Source organism: Pseudoalteromonas sp. CH_XMU1449-3, assembly GCF_037027245.1.
GTDB lineage: Bacteria > Pseudomonadota > Gammaproteobacteria > Enterobacterales > Alteromonadaceae > Pseudoalteromonas > Pseudoalteromonas shioyasakiensis.
Genome location: NZ_JAYMDY010000008.1, coordinates 1 through 15,845 on the forward strand (window position 1 = coordinate 1; position 15,845 = coordinate 15,845).

Consider the following 15,845-nt stretch of genomic DNA (forward strand, 5'->3'; position numbering starts at 1 on the left):
CGCGACCATCTTAACTGTATCTGTGGTGTCTAACGACTCTTGAACGACTTTTATTTTAAATTCGAGGGAATATCTACGCTGTGACTTTACTTTCATGATTACTGACTCCAAAAAGGTGTCTACTTTTATGGAGTCAGATCATTCAGCTTATTAGAACGTCCACTCAACGTGAAGTTGTGGAACTGACTCAGTTGTGTCTGTACCTAGCTTGTTGTGCCAGTATTGCCACTCAAGGCCTAGCAGTAAGGTGTTTTCTTTCATGCTCATTGCGTGACCTAAATCCCACGTAATGATTGGCTGCGCTAAAATCCACGCTTTAACATCTTCGCCAAATTCATTTTCACGCTCTGCAATGTATTCAACATGGCCTGTTACGTTGAACTTTTGTGAGCCAATAGTAAATGGGTAGCCCCAAGCAACATCAATCATCCAGCTGTTTGTTTCAGTTGGTGCACCACCGCGTGCTACGCCTTCACTGTCATCGATGTAAGCGGTAAATAAAGTAGATAAAAAGCTAAAGCCCGGTGCTTGCCAGCTAAGCTTTACACCAGGTAAATACTTAAGAACTTTCGAGTCACCTGCGGCATTAAAACCTGCCGTTAAACCCACATCAGCAATTGCGCCGTATGAGAAATCACTGCCAGAGATTTTTGATAAGCTAAATGTTGAATACCACTCACCGTAAAAGTCTTTGTCTTGATAGCCATCTTGACGGTCGTCGTCGCTGTAATCAATAAAAAAGAAGTTGTCGCCATAGTCATAACCAGACGCATGCTGTAGTGATACAACCGTGGTATTTGACTTAGTTAATGAAAACGGGTTTTTGTGTTCACCGTTATTAACGTGTAATTGCGTAGAGCTCCAATTAGCGGCATAGCTCGAAGTACTTACTGCACAAAGCGCAGCAACAGAAAGGATCTTTTTCAAGTTCATATCTCAATATTGATGGTGTAAAGGGGGATACAAAGGTCGGATTATAGCAGATACACCCATATTTGGGCGTATCTTGAGAAAAATTATTTAACTTATGCTTTATTTCGGCGTAAGCAAATTACTGCAACGGCAGTAAAGGCAAGAATAAAGCAGTAGTAAGAAGAGGTAGAGACTTCCCATGGGCTAATTTTGAATGTTGCACCGAGTAGAAGTGCTTGTGCGCCATACGGCAATGAGCCTTGGGTAACACAAGCAAAAATATCAAGTAAGCTTGCTGAACGCTTGCCTGTAATTTCGCCATCATCTGCTAATTTTTTAGCAATTGGGCCTGCGACAATAATAGACACGGTATTATTGGCAATACATAAGTTACTAGTCATCACCAGTGCAGCAATACCTAATTGATCTGCTACTTTACGGTGCCATTTTGCAATGATTTTTGTAATTGCCTGAATTTTGTTAGCAATATAATCAAGACCACCATTAATACGGATAAACTCTGAAAGACCGCCAATAAACATCGATAGCAAGAAAATTTCCTGCATATCAGTAAAGCCTTTATAAACATCTTTTACAAAGCTTGCACCTTCATAGCTGCCAGTAAAGCCCATAAGTGCAGCGAAGATTATACCGCTAAACAGCACCACGAATACGTTAAAGCCCATTACCGCGAGCACTAAGATAAAGGCATAAGGTAATACTAGTAAGATATCGAAGTCTTGTGTCTCTACAGCTTCTGCTGCAGGCGTTAAGAAGAATAACAAGCCGATAGTTAATGCCGCAGCAGGTAAGGCGATTTTTAAGTTCTCACGAAATTTATCTTTCATTTCACAGCCTTGCGTGCGGGTTGCAGCAATAGTTGTGTCAGAGATGATTGATAAGTTATCACCAAACATGGCACCTGATACAATCGTGCCTGCCATCAGAGATGGATCAATGCCTGTTTTTTGGGCGACGGCATAAGCAATCGGGCCAATCGCACCGATAGTACCCATTGAAGTACCCATCGCAGTCGACACTACCGCAGCAATTAAAAATAATCCTGGTAGTAACAGAGCAGGTGGAATAAGTGATAAACCGGCATTAACTACGGCATCAACACCACCGGTCGCACCAGCAACCGCAGAAAACGCACCGGCCAGCAGATAAATCAAACACATAGTGATAATGTTGCTATGGCCAGCACCTTTAATAAAGGTTTCAACACTGTGGTTGATGGTATTTTTATTTAAGATAAACGCCAGCATGATGGCTGGCAAAATTGCCACAGGAGCAGGCAATTGATAGAAGGCGTAATCGACACCTTGAGACTGTAAGTATAAGCCAGCGCCTAAAAATAAGCCGACAAACACCAAAAGCGGCAGCAAAGAAAGTTTTGCTTTTGTTTTATTAAATGATGGCTGCATCATATTCCTCGTTAGATAACCAATAACACAGCCAAACACTTCTTTTAGCTGTATTTAGTTGTGTCTAAAAGACAACAACAGCGCCCGCAAGCCAAAGACCAAATCGGCGCAAAGGAAGAAGTTTAAATGTATAGATGGCTAAATGCAAAGACTATCTGTTATTATTGTTGTTCTATTAATAAATCTAAACTTAGCTCTGTATTTTTTATAAGCTAACCTGACTATTACATGAGTTTTCGATAAAATCCAGCCAGCTAAGAAGAATAGATAAGGTAACTATATGAACCGCATAGGTGTATTTGGCGCAAACGGCCGCATGGGACTTGCACTTTTAGAAGCTGTCTCAAAAAAAGATGACGCAACATTAACGGGCGCGTACGTGCGTGATAACTCGCCACTTTTAGATATTGCGGTTAATCAATTAAACAGCGCTGCATCAGCAGATGTATCATTTAGTAAAGAAACAGACGTAAAAGATGCAGATGTATTGATTGATTTCACTTTACCGGCAGGAATGCGCAACCATTTAAAAACAGCGGTCGAAAAAAATATCGCCATGGTAATTGGTACTACGGGCCTTAACCAAGATGATCTTGATGCGCTTAATGATGCCGCGAAACACATTCCGATTGTTTTTGCCCGCAACTATAGCGTAGGTGTGAATTTACTGCTTAACTTAGTGCAGACTGCGGCTGTGAAGTTTGGCGATGATATGGATATCGAAATATTTGAGGCCCACCATCGTCACAAAATCGATGCGCCATCAGGAACTGCATTGGCAATTGGTGAAGCGATTGCCGAGGCAAAAGGTTGGCAGCATGATGAAGTCGCGCGTTTTGATAGAAGCAATGACGAACACGCAAAATCGCAAAATGAAATCGGTTATTCAGTCATGAGAGGCGGAGATATAGTAGGTGAACACACCGCATATTTCGCAACTTCTGGCGAAAGGCTAGAATTAACTCATAAAGCAAGTTCAAGAATGACCTTCGCATTAGGTGCTGTAAGAGCTGCGGGCTGGTTGAAAAATAAACCAGCTGGACTTTATGACATGCAAGATGTGCTTGACTTGAAGTAGTTTAGTTTCTTTTTTGGCAGTTTCAGTGAATTTTTAGTTAATAACGCTTATTTTTACTATTTTATTAATTAAGATTAGATCTGAATGCTAATTTACTGTAGAATAGCGCCAATTTGCCAAAAATTCATAAATGCGTGTTTCCAATCGCTATAAACGGGCAGTAGAGCAAATGACTTTACTCCCGTTTTTTACTGTTAGGAGGTTAACTTGACTAAATCCGCTCTGTTAGTCCTAGAAGACGGCACAGTGTTTCGCGGTACTGCAATCGGCGCTGACGGCATGTCAGTCGGTGAAGTAGTATTCAATACGTCTATGACTGGTTATCAAGAAATTTTGACTGACCCTTCATACGCGGAACAAATCGTAACTTTGACGTACCCACATATCGGTAATACGGGTACTAACAGCGAAGACGAAGAAGCGGGTCAAATCTGGGCTAAAGGCCTAGTGATCCGTGATTTGCCACTGCTAGCAAGTAATTTCCGTAACGAGCAATCGTTAAGTGATTACTTAAAAGAACGCAATATCTTAGGTATTGCTGACATCGACACTCGTAAATTAACACGTATCTTACGTGATAAAGGCGCTCAAAATGGTTGTATCATTGCAGGCGACGAGTTAGATGAGAATAAAGCGCTTGAAGCTGCGCAAGCCTTCCCAGGCTTAAAAGGCATGGATTTAGCAAAAGTTGTCTCAACCAAGGAAAATTTTGAGTGGCGCGAATCAAGCTGGACGTTAGGTTCAGGCTTTAAAACGCTAGAAGCAGCAGACGAGAAGTTCCACGTTGTTGCTTATGACTTCGGTGTTAAACGTAATATCTTACGTATGTTAGTTGACCGCGGTTGTAAATTAACTGTTGTTCCTGCACAAACATCTGCAGAAGACGTACTGGCATTAAACCCAGACGGTATCTTCTTATCAAATGGCCCAGGCGACCCTGAGCCGTGTACTTACGCGATTGAAGCAATTAAAACTTTCCTAGAAACAGACACGCCAATTTTTGGTATCTGTTTAGGTCACCAATTACTTGCACTTGCTTCAGGTGCACAAACGGTGAAAATGAAGTTTGGTCACCACGGTGGTAACCACCCAGTTAAAGACCTTGACCGCAATGTTGTAATGATCACAGCGCAAAACCACGGTTTCGCAGCTGACGAAGCAACATTACCAGCGAATTTACGTGCAACTCACGTTTCTTTATTCGATGGTACGCTACAAGGTATTCACCGCACAGACAAGCCTGCATTTAGCTTCCAAGGTCACCCTGAAGCAAGCCCAGGTCCACATGATGCGGCACCATTATTTGACCACTTCATCGACCTGATGCAAGCACGTTCTAACTAATTTAACCGGAGTAACAATGCCAAAACGTACCGACATAAAAAGCATTCTTATCTTAGGCGCAGGCCCGATCGTAATCGGTCAAGCTTGTGAATTTGACTACTCTGGTGCACAAGCGTGTAAAGCACTACGAGAAGAAGGCTTTCGAGTAATTCTTGTAAACTCGAACCCTGCAACTATCATGACTGACCCTGAAATGGCGGATGCGACGTACATCGAGCCAATTCACTGGGAAGTGGTAGAGAAAATCATTGAAAAAGAAAAGCCAGATGCAGTACTGCCTACTATGGGTGGTCAAACAGCATTAAACTGTGCGCTTGATTTAGATAAGCACGGTGTACTGGCAAAACATGGTGTTGAGCTTATCGGTGCAACTGCTGATGCAATCGATAAAGCTGAAAACCGTGAGCGTTTTGACGTAGCAATGAAGAACATTGGCCTTGAGTGTCCGCGTGCAGAAATCGCTCACTCAATGGAAGAAGCACACGATGTACTTAGCCGCATCGGTTTCCCATGTATCATTCGTCCATCATTCACTATGGGTGGTACCGGTGGTGGTGTTGCATACAACCAAGAAGAATTTGATGAAATTTGTGAGCGTGGTTTAGATTTATCACCAACAAATGAACTTTTAATCGATGAATCATTAATCGGTTGGAAAGAGTACGAAATGGAAGTTGTTCGTGACAAAAACGACAACTGTATCATCGTATGTTCTATCGAAAACTTTGACCCTATGGGTGTTCACACTGGTGACTCAATCACGGTTGCACCAGCGCAAACACTGACTGATAAAGAATACCAAATCATGCGTAATGCATCGATGGCGGTACTTCGTGAAATCGGTGTTGAAACAGGTGGTTCAAACGTACAGTTTGGTGTAAACCCAGTTGATGGCCGTATGGTTATCATCGAGATGAACCCACGTGTATCGCGTTCTTCTGCACTAGCATCAAAAGCAACCGGTTTCCCAATTGCGAAAATCGCTGCAAAACTAGCAGTAGGTTACACCCTTGATGAGCTACAAAACGACATCACTGGCGGTAAAACACCAGCGTCTTTCGAGCCGTCAATCGACTACGTTGTTACTAAGATCCCACGTTTTAACTTCGAAAAATTCGCAGGTTCAAACGACCGTCTTACAACACAGATGAAGTCTGTGGGTGAGGTTATGGCGATTGGCCGTAACCAACAAGAATCACTGCATAAAGCACTACGTGGTCTTGAAGTAGGCGCAACGGGCTTTAATCCAATTGTTGCCCTTGATGATCCGAAAGCAAAAGAAAAAATCATCCGTGAATTACGTGAACCAGGTGCTGAGCGTATTTGGTACGTTGCTGATGCAATGCGTCACGGTATGAGCGTAGAAGACGTATTCGAGCTAACTAAGATTGACCCTTGGTACTTAGTTCAAATCGAAGACATCTTAAAAGACGAAGCAACAATCAGCGAAGTAGGTATGGCTGGTTTAAATGCTGAGTTTTTACGCAAGCTTAAGCGTAAAGGTTTTGCTGATGCGCGTATCGCTGAAATTGCCGGTGTTTCTGAAGCAGAAATTCGTAAGAAGCGTCACCAGTTAGATATCGTGCCTGTATATAAGCGCGTTGATACCTGCGCTGCGGAGTTCAGCTCAGACACAGCTTACATGTACTCATCTTATGATGAAGAATGTGAAGCTAATCCATCTGACAAAGATAAAATCATGGTAATCGGTGGTGGTCCTAACCGTATCGGTCAAGGTATCGAATTCGATTACTGTTGTGTTCACGCAGCATTAGCTTTACGTGAAGACGGCTATGAAACAATCATGGTTAACTGTAACCCTGAAACTGTTTCAACTGACTACGACACATCTGATCGCTTATTCTTCGAGCCAATCACGCTAGAAGATGTATTAGAAATCGTACGCGTTGAAAAGCCAAAAGGTGTTATCGTTCAGTACGGTGGTCAAACACCACTGAAACTTGCTCGTGAACTTGAAGCGAATGGCGTGCCAGTTATTGGTACTTCACCAGATGCAATCGACCGTGCAGAAGACCGTGAGCGTTTCCAACAGCTTGTTGAGCGCCTAGATCTTCTTCAACCAGAGAATGCAACGGTTACGTCTTTAGAAGAAGCGATTGTTAAGTCTGCTGAAATCGGCTTCCCACTTGTTGTACGTCCTTCATACGTACTAGGTGGTCGCGCAATGGAAGTGGTTTATGATGAAGACGATTTACGTCGTTACATGACTGAAGCTGTATCAGCGTCAAATGAAGCGCCAGTACTACTTGACCACTTCTTAGATAACGCAATCGAAGTTGACGTTGATGCTATCTGTGACGGTGAGCAAGTAATCATCGGTGGTATCATGGAGCACATTGAGCAAGCAGGTGTTCACTCAGGTGACTCAGCGTGTTCATTACCAGCTCACTCACTAACTGCTGAAGTACAAGACGTAATGCGTAAGCAAGTGACTGATATGGCACTAGAGCTTGGCGTAGTAGGTCTGATGAATACTCAGTTTGCTGTGAAAGACGGCAAAGTTTACTTAATCGAAGTAAACCCTCGTGCTGCGCGTACAGTACCGTTTGTTTCTAAAGCGACAGGTATTGCACTTGCTAAAGTAGCGGCACGTTGTATGGCGGGTCAGTCGCTAGCAAGCCAAGGTATTACAAAAGAAGTAATCCCTCCTTACTACAGCGTAAAAGAAGTGGTACTGCCATTTGCTAAGTTCCAAGGTGTTGACCCAATCCGTGGCCCAGAAATGCGCTCAACGGGTGAGGTAATGGGTGTTGGTGAAACTTTCGCCGAAGCATTCGCAAAAGCACAATTAGGTGCAAGCAACACTTTACCACGCGGTGGTCGCGCGTTACTATCGGTACGCAACAGTGACAAACCACGTATCGTTGAACTAGCTAAAACCATGACTGATCTTGGTTTCGAGCTAGATGCGACAGGTGGCACTGCAAAAGCACTTGAAGAAGCAGGCATTGCAGTTCGTCGCGTGAATAAAGTATACGAAGGTCGTCCTCATATTCTTGATAGAATTAAAAATGGTGAATACAGCTACATTGTAAACACTACTGAAGGCCGCCAAGCGATTGAAGATTCGAAGGTGTTACGTCGTGGTGCGTTACAGCATAAGACTAACTACACAACGACTCTGAACGCGGCATTTGCTAACTGTACTGCAAACCAAGCAGATGACCGTAGCAAGGTGACGTCAGTTCAGGAACTACATCAGCGAATGAACTAAGGAAATGTGCCAAGGGCGAGGCAATCGCCCTTGGGATTAAGTGAGAAAAATATGCAATCAATTCCGATGACAGTTCGTGGTGCAGCATTACTGCGCGAAGAACTTAACGAATTAAAAACAGTTACCCGTCCAAAAATCGTTGCTGATATCGCTGAAGCACGTGAGCACGGTGATTTGAAAGAAAACGCTGAATACCATGCTGCTCGTGAGCAACAAGGTTTCTGCGAAGGCCGTATTCAAGAAATTGAAGCGAAGCTTTCAAATGTGCAAATCATTGATGTAACTAAAATGCCTAACACAGGTAAAGTTATTTTTGGCACAACGGTCACTATCGTTAATGTTGAAACCGATGCTGAAGTAAAATACCAAATCGTAGGCGATGACGAAGCAGATATCAAAAATAACCTGATTTCTGTTAACTCACCAATCGCGCGTGGTTTAATTGGTAAAGAGGTAGATGATGCCGTTATCATTAAAACACCAAACGGTGAAGTAGAGTACGAAATCATTGAAGTTGAGTATATTTAGTAGCTTAACCAAGCATTGAGAAAAACCGCAGTTCATACTGCGGTTTTTTTATGCCTGTTTACAGGCGTGGATTTATTCGGTACGTTGGCTATCATACAGTCGTAATGAAGGAGTAATAATGGCAAAAATTCAGTATCCTAAACCGCTTGAGCAAGGTGATAAAATAGCCATATGTGCTTTTTCATCAGGTGTTGATAAAGCCTATCATGAGCGCTTAGACATAGTACTTAATGGCTTAACAGCCAAAGGTTTTACTGTTATTGAAGGTGCCTGCTTACGTCAGTCACACAACAGTGCAAAGCAACGTGCTGATGAGCTAATGCAGTATTTAACTGATGATTCAATAGCAGCCATTATGCCGCCATGGGGTGGTGATCTTACTATGGAGATTTTACCTCTTCTGGATTTCAATGCGATAAGTAAAGCAAGGCCTAAGTGGTTGGTTGGCTTTTCAGATATCAGCACGTTTGCATGTGCATTAACAACTCGTTGTGGCTGGGCAACTTTGCACGCTGCAAATTTAATGCAAATTCATCCTGACGATCCCGATGTTTATTTAGCAAATATATTCAGTGCCATGTCACTTGAAGAAAAACAGCAACTGCATCAAGTCGCGTCGCCTTTTTATCAGCAAAAGCCTATTGATTATAAAGCTAAGCCTGAGGCTCAATTTGACTATACCGCTCCAAGCCAATGGCGATGTATTAACTATAAAGATAAACGCCAAATTGAAGTGTCTGGGCGCTTAATTGGCGGCTGTTTAGATACGTTAGGTCTGTTGTTACCCTCAAATTACTATGCATTGCATGAATTTAAAAAGCAGTATGCGCCTGAGGGGTTAATTTTATACCTAGAAAATGCTGAGCTTAGTCCGATGGCCCTTGCACGTTGTTTGTTATCGTTAAAGTTGAATGATGTTTTTACTGATGTAAATGCGGTGGTATTTGGCCGCAGCCCTGCAATCAATAACGACTGCTACTTTGATGAATACCAAGCAATAGAGCTCTCATTTAAAGGTAATTTATTCCCAGTTATCGTTGATGCCGACATTGGCCACGTAGCCCCAAACTTAGCACTAATAAATGGAGCTGTTGCCACAATAACAGCAGATTTGTGTGAAGGTATGGCGAGCAATGTGGTTGTAAAGACTGACCTAAAATAACAATTATGCAGGCCAAGCCTGCATAATCTTTAGGCTTTAAACTACAGTAATCACCGCATCTTTATCTAAACGCGATTTTGGTAATGCAGCATTATAATCTTGCTCTGGCTCGTGATAACCAATAGCGAGTGCCACTTCACATACATAACCATCTAACTCATCAGCGAATAGCTCACCAAGTAAGTCTTTATCGACACCTTCCATCGGTGTTGAATCTAAACCTAAACGAGCCACTGTGTGCATGGTATTACCTAATGCAATGTAGGTTTGAGCTTTAGTCCAAGCGGCGTTAACACCTTGCTCATCTGTATTTAAATCAACAAAGGCGAAGGCACCAAAAGCCTGCTCTTTGTTTTCAGCTTTTGTCCGGCCATTAGCAATATCGGCATCAATTACTTTTTCATAATCAGCACGTTTATAGCTTGGGTTATAAGCAAATAAAATGGTGTGTGATGCCGCTTTTGCATGAACTTGGTTAAACTGAAACTTATTTGCAAAACTATCATGCAGACGCTGTTTACCTTGCTCTGATTCAATTACCACAAACTTCCATGGTTGAGAATTAATAGACGACGGCGACAGGCGTAATGCTTCTAAAATTACAGCTAAGTCTGCTTGGCTAATTTGTTTTGAAGCGTCGTAACGTTTACTTGTATAACGGCGTTGTAAGTCAGAAATGATTGGGTGTGTCATGATTTGCTCCCGCATGTATAACAATTAGGTGCAGTTTACGCCTTGCATACTTTGCGATAAAGCGCATAATCGAATAAACATTATCAAAAATTTTTAGTTAATATGTTGGTTGAAGATCTCAAATTAATCCTCAAAGTTGCTGAGTTTCGTAGTATTACAACCGCAGCAGCCAAATTAGACATGCGAGCCGCTACCGCCAGCGCTGCTATTAAGCGTGTTGAAGCAGCGCTGGGTGCGGAGTTATTTGTTCGAACAACTCGTCATTTGCGCTTATCTACGGCTGGGGAGCGCTTTTTACCTCAGTGTCAGCAAGCAGTGCTCATGCTTGAGCAAGCCACACTTGCGTTAAAAGGTGAGCATGATGAAATCGAAGGTGAGCTCAGGGTTGCACTATCTTCAGACTTAGGCCGCAACATCATTATCCCATGGTTAGATGAGTTACTTGATGAATATCCAAAACTGAGTATGCGCCCGCATATTAGCGATAGTAATGTCGACTTTTACCGAGACTCCGTTGATTTTGCGCTTAGGTATGGCTCGCCATCCGACTCAAATTTATATGGCTTTAAAATTTGTAATGTTCCGCGGCTGTTATGTGCAACCCCAGAGTACATTGCCGAACATGGCGCGCCGACACATCCCGATGAATTAAATCAGCATCAGGGTCTATTTTATCAACTGCAAGATATCATCAATAATGTCTGTGAATTTACCGATGGAACCGAGCGTTTTAAGGTGAAAATGCAAGGCCGTCGAGCATCTAATGATGGTGATTTGGTAAGGCGTTGGTGTGTGGCTGGTAAAGGCCTAGCGGTTAAATCATGTATTGATATCAGTGATGATTTACTAAGTGGGCGGGTAGTGCCAGTAATGCAAAATTACCCTCACTTATGTGCAGAGCTTTGGCTAATATGCCCAAGTAGACAGTCCATTACACCCGCGGTTCGTCTAGTGCGTGATATATGCCGAGAAAAAACCAAGGCGATACTCAACCAACTGATTGAAAAAGGCATATTAGATAAGCGGGTACTCGATAACTAACTATTTTGGGTATAGAATAGCGAGGCTTATTCATCTTATTGATTAAGCAACATTCTCAGGGCGGGGTGAAATTCCCCACCGGCGGTATACTTTAAATTTAAGTGAGCCCGCGAGCGCTTTAACTTTGGTTGAAGGTCAGCAGATCTGGTGAGAGGCCAGAGCCGACGGTGATAGTCCGGATGAAAGAGAATATAGTTTATCTATAAAACAGTAATTGGCTGCCTGCGGGTGGTCTTTTTTGCTGTGCCTTTCAATGTCCTGAATCTTTTCATATTTAATTTAATAGGTATTAAAAATGATGATTCAGTCTTCTTTACTCAGCCAATTTGGCGAACCACTTGAACGCGTTGAACGTGCGATTGCTGCTTTGCAGCAAGGTGAAGGCGTACTTGTGGTAGATGACGAAAACCGTGAAAACGAAGGTGATTTTGTGTACTCAGCACAGCACCTGACCACAGAGCAAATGGCCATGATGATCCGTGAAGGCAGCGGTATTGTGTGTCTTTGCATGGGCGATGAGCGTGTTAAACAGCTTGATTTACCACAAATGGTTGAGCATAACACCAGCCAGAACAAAACAGCTTATACAGTGACTATTGAAGCTAAAACGGGCGTGACAACCGGCGTTTCAGCGGCTGATCGTGTAACCACCATTAAAGCGGCAACAGCAGACAATGCAAAGCCTGAAGATTTATCTCGCCCTGGGCATGTGTTTGGACTGCGAGCACAAACCGGTGGTGTATTAGTTCGTCGTGGTCATACTGAGGCATCGGTTGATTTAATGCAGTTAGCGGGTTTAACACCGTTTGGTGTTATTTGCGAATTAACGAATCCAGATGGTTCAATGGCTCGCTTGCCTGAAGTTAGCAAGTTTGCCAGTGAGCACCACATGCCCGTTGTATCGATTGAAGATTTAGTTGCTTATATCCAAGCAACGCAAAAACAAGCATGTTAAAAGCTTTAAGTTTTGAGCTATAAGCTGTAAGTAAAAAATGAGGCCACTCTTGTGGCCTTTATTTATTGTAATTTCTCAATCGCTTGTTTAGCACTTTCACTGTCAGGATTAAGTTTTAACGCGCTTTTGTAACTTGTTAATGCTTTTTGTTTATGACCAGCTGCTAAATATGCTTCACCTAAACTGTCAAACGTATTTGCTGAATCTGGATAAGATTGATTGTTGAGTTCAAACACCTTGATTGCGGCGTCTAGCTCATCCATCTGCATCAATTCATAGCCAAAGTAGTTTAGCGACCTTTCTCTAGGCGTATTACCCTCACTCACCATTTGCTGATAGCTATTCTTTAGTCCTGCAATACCTTCACGTTTAAATGCGTTATATAGTTTACTATCTACATGCTCTGTCGCTTTTTCGTAGGTTTTGCCATAGTAGATTGCAAGTAAGCCATTAGTCATGGGGGTGAGTGGCGCACCACCGGTGTTATTTAAAATAATAACCAGTAATTTGTCTTCGATTATTCTACTTATAAATGCATTAAAACCATTAATACCACCGCCATGTTGGATACGTGTTAGGGGTTTTCCGTAGGTGCTTTTATCAAGGTTTGTAACTTCCCAACCAAGCGCATAATTTCTTTGCTCAGAAACTTGATACATCTGTTTTTTATATTCGTTGTTCAATAACTTATCTGTGTAGAGAGCTTGATCCCATTTTAGTAAATCTCGTGCTGTTGAATACATTGACCCAGCAGCATACGGGATAGACATATCTAAATAATCAGTATTGCTATAACCTGCTAGGTCATTGTCGTAACCCGATACGCGAAATTTAATAATTTTATTGTGAGAATCATAGCCTGTACTCTTCATATCGAGTGGATCTAAAATATTCTTCTGCAATACGTCTTGATATTTTTGACCTGTTACCTTTTCGATTACCGCACCCAAAATAAAATAGCCAGAATTGCTATAACGAAATTCAGTGCCAGGCTCGAACACTAGATCATCACTACATAGTAAGCGAATAAATTCATCAACACTGTAGGGGTTTCGACTGTACTCATCCCGAAACGATTTTGATTGAGTATAATTACCAAGACCAGAGGTGTGATTAAGTATTTGGCGAAGGGTGATTTTAGTGGCTATATCTTGTCTGTAATCAGGGAGGTATGTTGCAAGGTGATCATCGAGTTTAAGTTTTCCATCTTGTGCCAATTGCAAAATTAACATGGCGGTAAATTGTTTGGTAATTGAACCAATTCTAAATTTACTTTTATTACTATGTCTTATATCCCATTCAAAGTTGGCAAAGCCAACGCTTTGTTCAAACAGTACTTTTCCATTCTTTGCAACTAACACATTGCCATTAAACTGCTTAAAGTTATGAAAGCCATTAATAAAGTCAGCCATTTCTGCTTGCATGTTTTGGCTGTGTGCGAGGCTTGAAATTGCGAGTAGATAAAAAACTAGAAGTAGTCTTAATTTCTTAAAGAATATGTTCATTGCTGTCCTTGTTATTTGTTGGTTACATTAATCGATGTAAAACCTCATTGCGCATGGCTTGATTGATAAGGCTTACCATTCTGGTGTGGTCTAAATTACTGTAATGCACTATGGATACACTCTTATTTTGAAGTGCTTGCCAATAACTAGCGGGGCTTATTTGGTCAGCGTTACTGACATAGAGTGTGGTTCTATTAGCTGATTGTTTGCCGTTCAGTAGGGCGATTAAATCAAGTTGTGTTTCATCAATACCACTGCCTTGAATTACATTTTTTGCTGCGTTTTTAAAATCATTATCTTTGACAAAGTAGCTTAAGGTTGGGTGATAACTTTTAGCTACGGACATTAATGCGATGTCAAAGTGCATCATTGGTGCAACCATTACCTGTTGCTTTACATTAGGCATTTGCTTTGCAAGTTGCATAGCAGCAATACTGCCCATTGAATAACTTAAAATATCAATTTGTTGGTATTGGTTGGTATTTAAAAAATGCTTTAATACATCAAGACTATTTAGACCAAACTTGAATTCACTATACTGATTGCTCGCAGGCATGAGGATGACATCTTTGCCGGTAAAATGGCTAAGCCAACGGGCTTGAAAGCTATAAATTAAACTACTCACACCATAACCTGGGAATACTATAATTGCTGAATCGTTTTTCCGTTTAGCGCCATTTATAGAGGTCAAAGTTGTTTCAAATGTTTCCATTTCCTCTTTATATTTTAGTTTAAAAGTTATGCCAAATTGTTCACCTTGCTCAAAATATTCTATTAAGTCATTATGGGAAAATATTCTAACTGCTATACAGTTATGCGTAGTGTTACATGTTTTGTGAGGTATACCTTCGTAAACGGTATTTAACATTGGGTCGTCAGGGCCACCGTAAGATATTTCTTCTACAGGTTGAGTGATTTGATAAGCAATAAAACTTTGACAGCCACTAAGGGCTGAAATATAAAAAATGCAGAGGATAAAGCGCATAATTCCCTTTGTTGTTATTGTAGTATTTCCATTAATCACAACAACTTACCAATCAAGCAGTAATAATGCAATTGGATAATATTTATTCAAGGGTTATATGAAGCTTGCAATTACCACCTAGCGGTAAATCCACGGTTATCTATGTGAACAAAACCACCGTGGTGGGAGGCGGGTTTATAGCGGCCAATACCGCCATTATAGCGGCTCTGTTTTTGGAACTTTTCAAACACTTTATAAAGCACATCAACGTCAGCAATCGTTAGTTTACCATCGCCATTTAAATCGTCCATTCGGCCATCACCATCTTCATCTATATAAAGGTCAAAGGCATCGCCATATTGGTGTCGGCTGTGTTTGCCATTACCAATTGAGCGATTGTAATGGGGGGTTCTATAGCCGCTGATAAAGGCAAATTTGCTTACTTTAATCCCTTCATTTTGTACAAACGTGAGCAGCTCTTCGAGCATCATCAAGCCATCGTTGTTGACATAAAGATACTTTGGAAAGCCACTCACTTGCTTACAAATTACATTTTTAACTTGCACATGAGGAGTCAGCTGGCGTGTTAGGTCTTTCTCAAAAATTTCTATAAACCCGTTTGGCGCACTGTATTGTGTATAGCCTTTATAAGGGGCAGGGTAGAGGCCTATTTGATAATTATTCAATTGCTTATTGCTAGCATTGAATGGTTTTTTCACTATAACGAGTAAGCGTTTGCTCGTTTTGTTGTTACTCAGGACTAGGCTATAAAACCCTGCATTTCCTGGGGCATAAACGGCAATGCTATTTGGCCCTAATCGCTCAGTCTCAACATCTGATACTGCAGTTGGAACAAAATCAGCCGTGTTATCAAGTGTTAGAACTTGTTTTGCATCAAGTACAAGGCTGTGCAGCGAATCAGTTAATTCAATGGCAGCAACAGAGCATGTAGTTAACGCTAAGCACACACTAAAAATAATACGGCTGAAATACATAGTGAC

13 protein-coding genes and 1 riboswitch are annotated in these 15,845 nt (G+C 41.7%); of the genes, 7 read left to right on the forward strand and 6 right to left on the reverse strand.

The genetic code is table 11. The features are described from left to right. Positions 1-150 precede the first annotated feature (150 nt). Together WA256_RS11320 and WA256_RS11325 are read right to left on the reverse strand one after the other, a co-directional pair. The gene (locus WA256_RS11320; RefSeq protein WP_058585218.1) at positions 151-933 is read right to left on the reverse strand and encodes a nucleoside-binding protein; all 783 of its coding nucleotides are present in this window, start codon (positions 931-933) and stop codon (positions 151-153) included. A 92-nt stretch (positions 934-1,025) separates the two neighbouring features. Beyond that, positions 1,026-2,339 (reverse strand): Na+/H+ antiporter NhaC family protein, encoded by a 1,314-nt coding sequence (locus WA256_RS11325; RefSeq protein WP_054561704.1) that lies wholly within the window; start codon positions 2,337-2,339, stop codon positions 1,026-1,028. Between the two features lie 280 nt (positions 2,340-2,619). On the opposite strand from WA256_RS11325, the gene dapB reads away from it, so the two are divergent. The 5 genes from dapB to WA256_RS11350 all read left to right on the forward strand — a co-directional run bounded on the left by dapB (position 2,620) and on the right by WA256_RS11350 (position 9,686). After that, positions 2,620-3,417 carry a 4-hydroxy-tetrahydrodipicolinate reductase gene (gene dapB, locus WA256_RS11330; protein WP_269407896.1) on the forward strand — a complete coding sequence of 266 codons (798 nt, stop codon included), beginning with the start codon at positions 2,620-2,622 and terminating at the stop codon, positions 3,415-3,417. 207 nt (positions 3,418-3,624) lie between these two features. Further along, entirely contained in the window at positions 3,625-4,761 is a 1,137-nt protein-coding gene (gene carA / locus WA256_RS11335; protein ID WP_055020805.1) for a glutamine-hydrolyzing carbamoyl-phosphate synthase small subunit, read from the forward strand. 16 nt (positions 4,762-4,777) lie between these two features. Beyond that, on the forward strand, positions 4,778-7,996 hold the full coding sequence (gene carB, locus WA256_RS11340; RefSeq protein ID WP_054561701.1) for a carbamoyl-phosphate synthase large subunit: 3,219 nt from the start codon (positions 4,778-4,780) through the stop codon (positions 7,994-7,996). A 51-nt stretch (positions 7,997-8,047) separates the two neighbouring features. Continuing rightward, the gene (gene greA, locus WA256_RS11345; RefSeq protein WP_054551507.1) at positions 8,048-8,524 is read left to right on the forward strand and encodes a transcription elongation factor GreA; all 477 of its coding nucleotides are present in this window, start codon (positions 8,048-8,050) and stop codon (positions 8,522-8,524) included. Positions 8,525-8,642: 118 nt separating this feature from the next. Then, positions 8,643-9,686, forward strand: a complete 1,044-nt coding sequence (locus WA256_RS11350) for a S66 family peptidase (protein WP_063527509.1) — start codon at positions 8,643-8,645, stop codon at positions 9,684-9,686. Between the two features lie 36 nt (positions 9,687-9,722). Here the strand turns inward: WA256_RS11350 and WA256_RS11355 are convergent, their stop codons facing one another. Then, a complete protein-coding gene (locus WA256_RS11355) occupies positions 9,723-10,379 on the reverse strand; it encodes a nitroreductase family protein (protein ID WP_335991490.1) in 657 nt (218 codons plus the stop codon). Between the two features lie 102 nt (positions 10,380-10,481). On the opposite strand from WA256_RS11355, the gene WA256_RS11360 reads away from it, so the two are divergent. Beyond that, positions 10,482-11,420 carry a LysR family transcriptional regulator gene (locus WA256_RS11360; protein ID WP_335991492.1) on the forward strand — a complete coding sequence of 313 codons (939 nt, stop codon included), beginning with the start codon at positions 10,482-10,484 and terminating at the stop codon, positions 11,418-11,420. 47 nt (positions 11,421-11,467) lie between these two features. Further along, a riboswitch (FMN riboswitch) is annotated at positions 11,468-11,615 on the forward strand. Positions 11,616-11,721: 106 nt separating this feature from the next. Further along, the gene (ribB, locus tag WA256_RS11365) at positions 11,722-12,375 is read left to right on the forward strand and encodes a 3,4-dihydroxy-2-butanone-4-phosphate synthase (RefSeq protein WP_130167185.1); all 654 of its coding nucleotides are present in this window, start codon (positions 11,722-11,724) and stop codon (positions 12,373-12,375) included. Between the two features lie 62 nt (positions 12,376-12,437). On the opposite strand, the gene WA256_RS11370 is transcribed toward ribB, so the two are convergent. From WA256_RS11370 to WA256_RS11380, 3 genes are all read right to left on the reverse strand, one after another. Further along, positions 12,438-13,880, reverse strand: a complete 1,443-nt coding sequence (locus WA256_RS11370; RefSeq protein ID WP_335991493.1) for a serine hydrolase — start codon at positions 13,878-13,880, stop codon at positions 12,438-12,440. Positions 13,881-13,902: 22 nt separating this feature from the next. Beyond that, positions 13,903-14,904 (reverse strand): alpha/beta hydrolase, encoded by a 1,002-nt coding sequence (locus WA256_RS11375; protein WP_335991495.1) that lies wholly within the window; start codon positions 14,902-14,904, stop codon positions 13,903-13,905. A gap of 71 nt (positions 14,905-14,975) precedes the next feature. Then, positions 14,976-15,839 (reverse strand): D-Ala-D-Ala carboxypeptidase family metallohydrolase, encoded by an 864-nt coding sequence (locus tag WA256_RS11380; protein WP_130167104.1) that lies wholly within the window; start codon positions 15,837-15,839, stop codon positions 14,976-14,978. Positions 15,840-15,845 lie beyond the last annotated feature (6 nt).

Excerpts from the sequence above, each read along its gene's own strand:
- WA256_RS11320 (WP_058585218.1), bottom strand. The coding sequence starts at position 933 with ATGAACTTGAAAAAGATCCTTTCTGTTGCTGCGCTTTGTGCAGTAAGT.
- WA256_RS11325 (WP_054561704.1), bottom strand. The coding sequence starts at position 2,339 with ATGCAGCCATCATTTAATAAAACAAAAGCAAAACTTTCTTTGCTGCCG.
- dapB (WP_269407896.1), top strand. The coding sequence starts at position 2,620 with ATGAACCGCATAGGTGTATTTGGCGCAAACGGCCGCATGGGACTTGCA.
- carB (WP_054561701.1), top strand. The coding sequence starts at position 4,778 with ATGCCAAAACGTACCGACATAAAAAGCATTCTTATCTTAGGCGCAGGC.
- greA (WP_054551507.1), top strand. The coding sequence starts at position 8,048 with ATGCAATCAATTCCGATGACAGTTCGTGGTGCAGCATTACTGCGCGAA.
- WA256_RS11350 (WP_063527509.1), top strand. The coding sequence starts at position 8,643 with ATGGCAAAAATTCAGTATCCTAAACCGCTTGAGCAAGGTGATAAAATA.
- WA256_RS11355 (WP_335991490.1), bottom strand. The coding sequence starts at position 10,379 with ATGACACACCCAATCATTTCTGACTTACAACGCCGTTATACAAGTAAA.
- WA256_RS11360 (WP_335991492.1), top strand. The coding sequence starts at position 10,482 with ATGTTGGTTGAAGATCTCAAATTAATCCTCAAAGTTGCTGAGTTTCGT.
- WA256_RS11370 (WP_335991493.1), bottom strand. The coding sequence starts at position 13,880 with ATGAACATATTCTTTAAGAAATTAAGACTACTTCTAGTTTTTTATCTA.
- WA256_RS11380 (WP_130167104.1), bottom strand. The coding sequence starts at position 15,839 with ATGTATTTCAGCCGTATTATTTTTAGTGTGTGCTTAGCGTTAACTACA.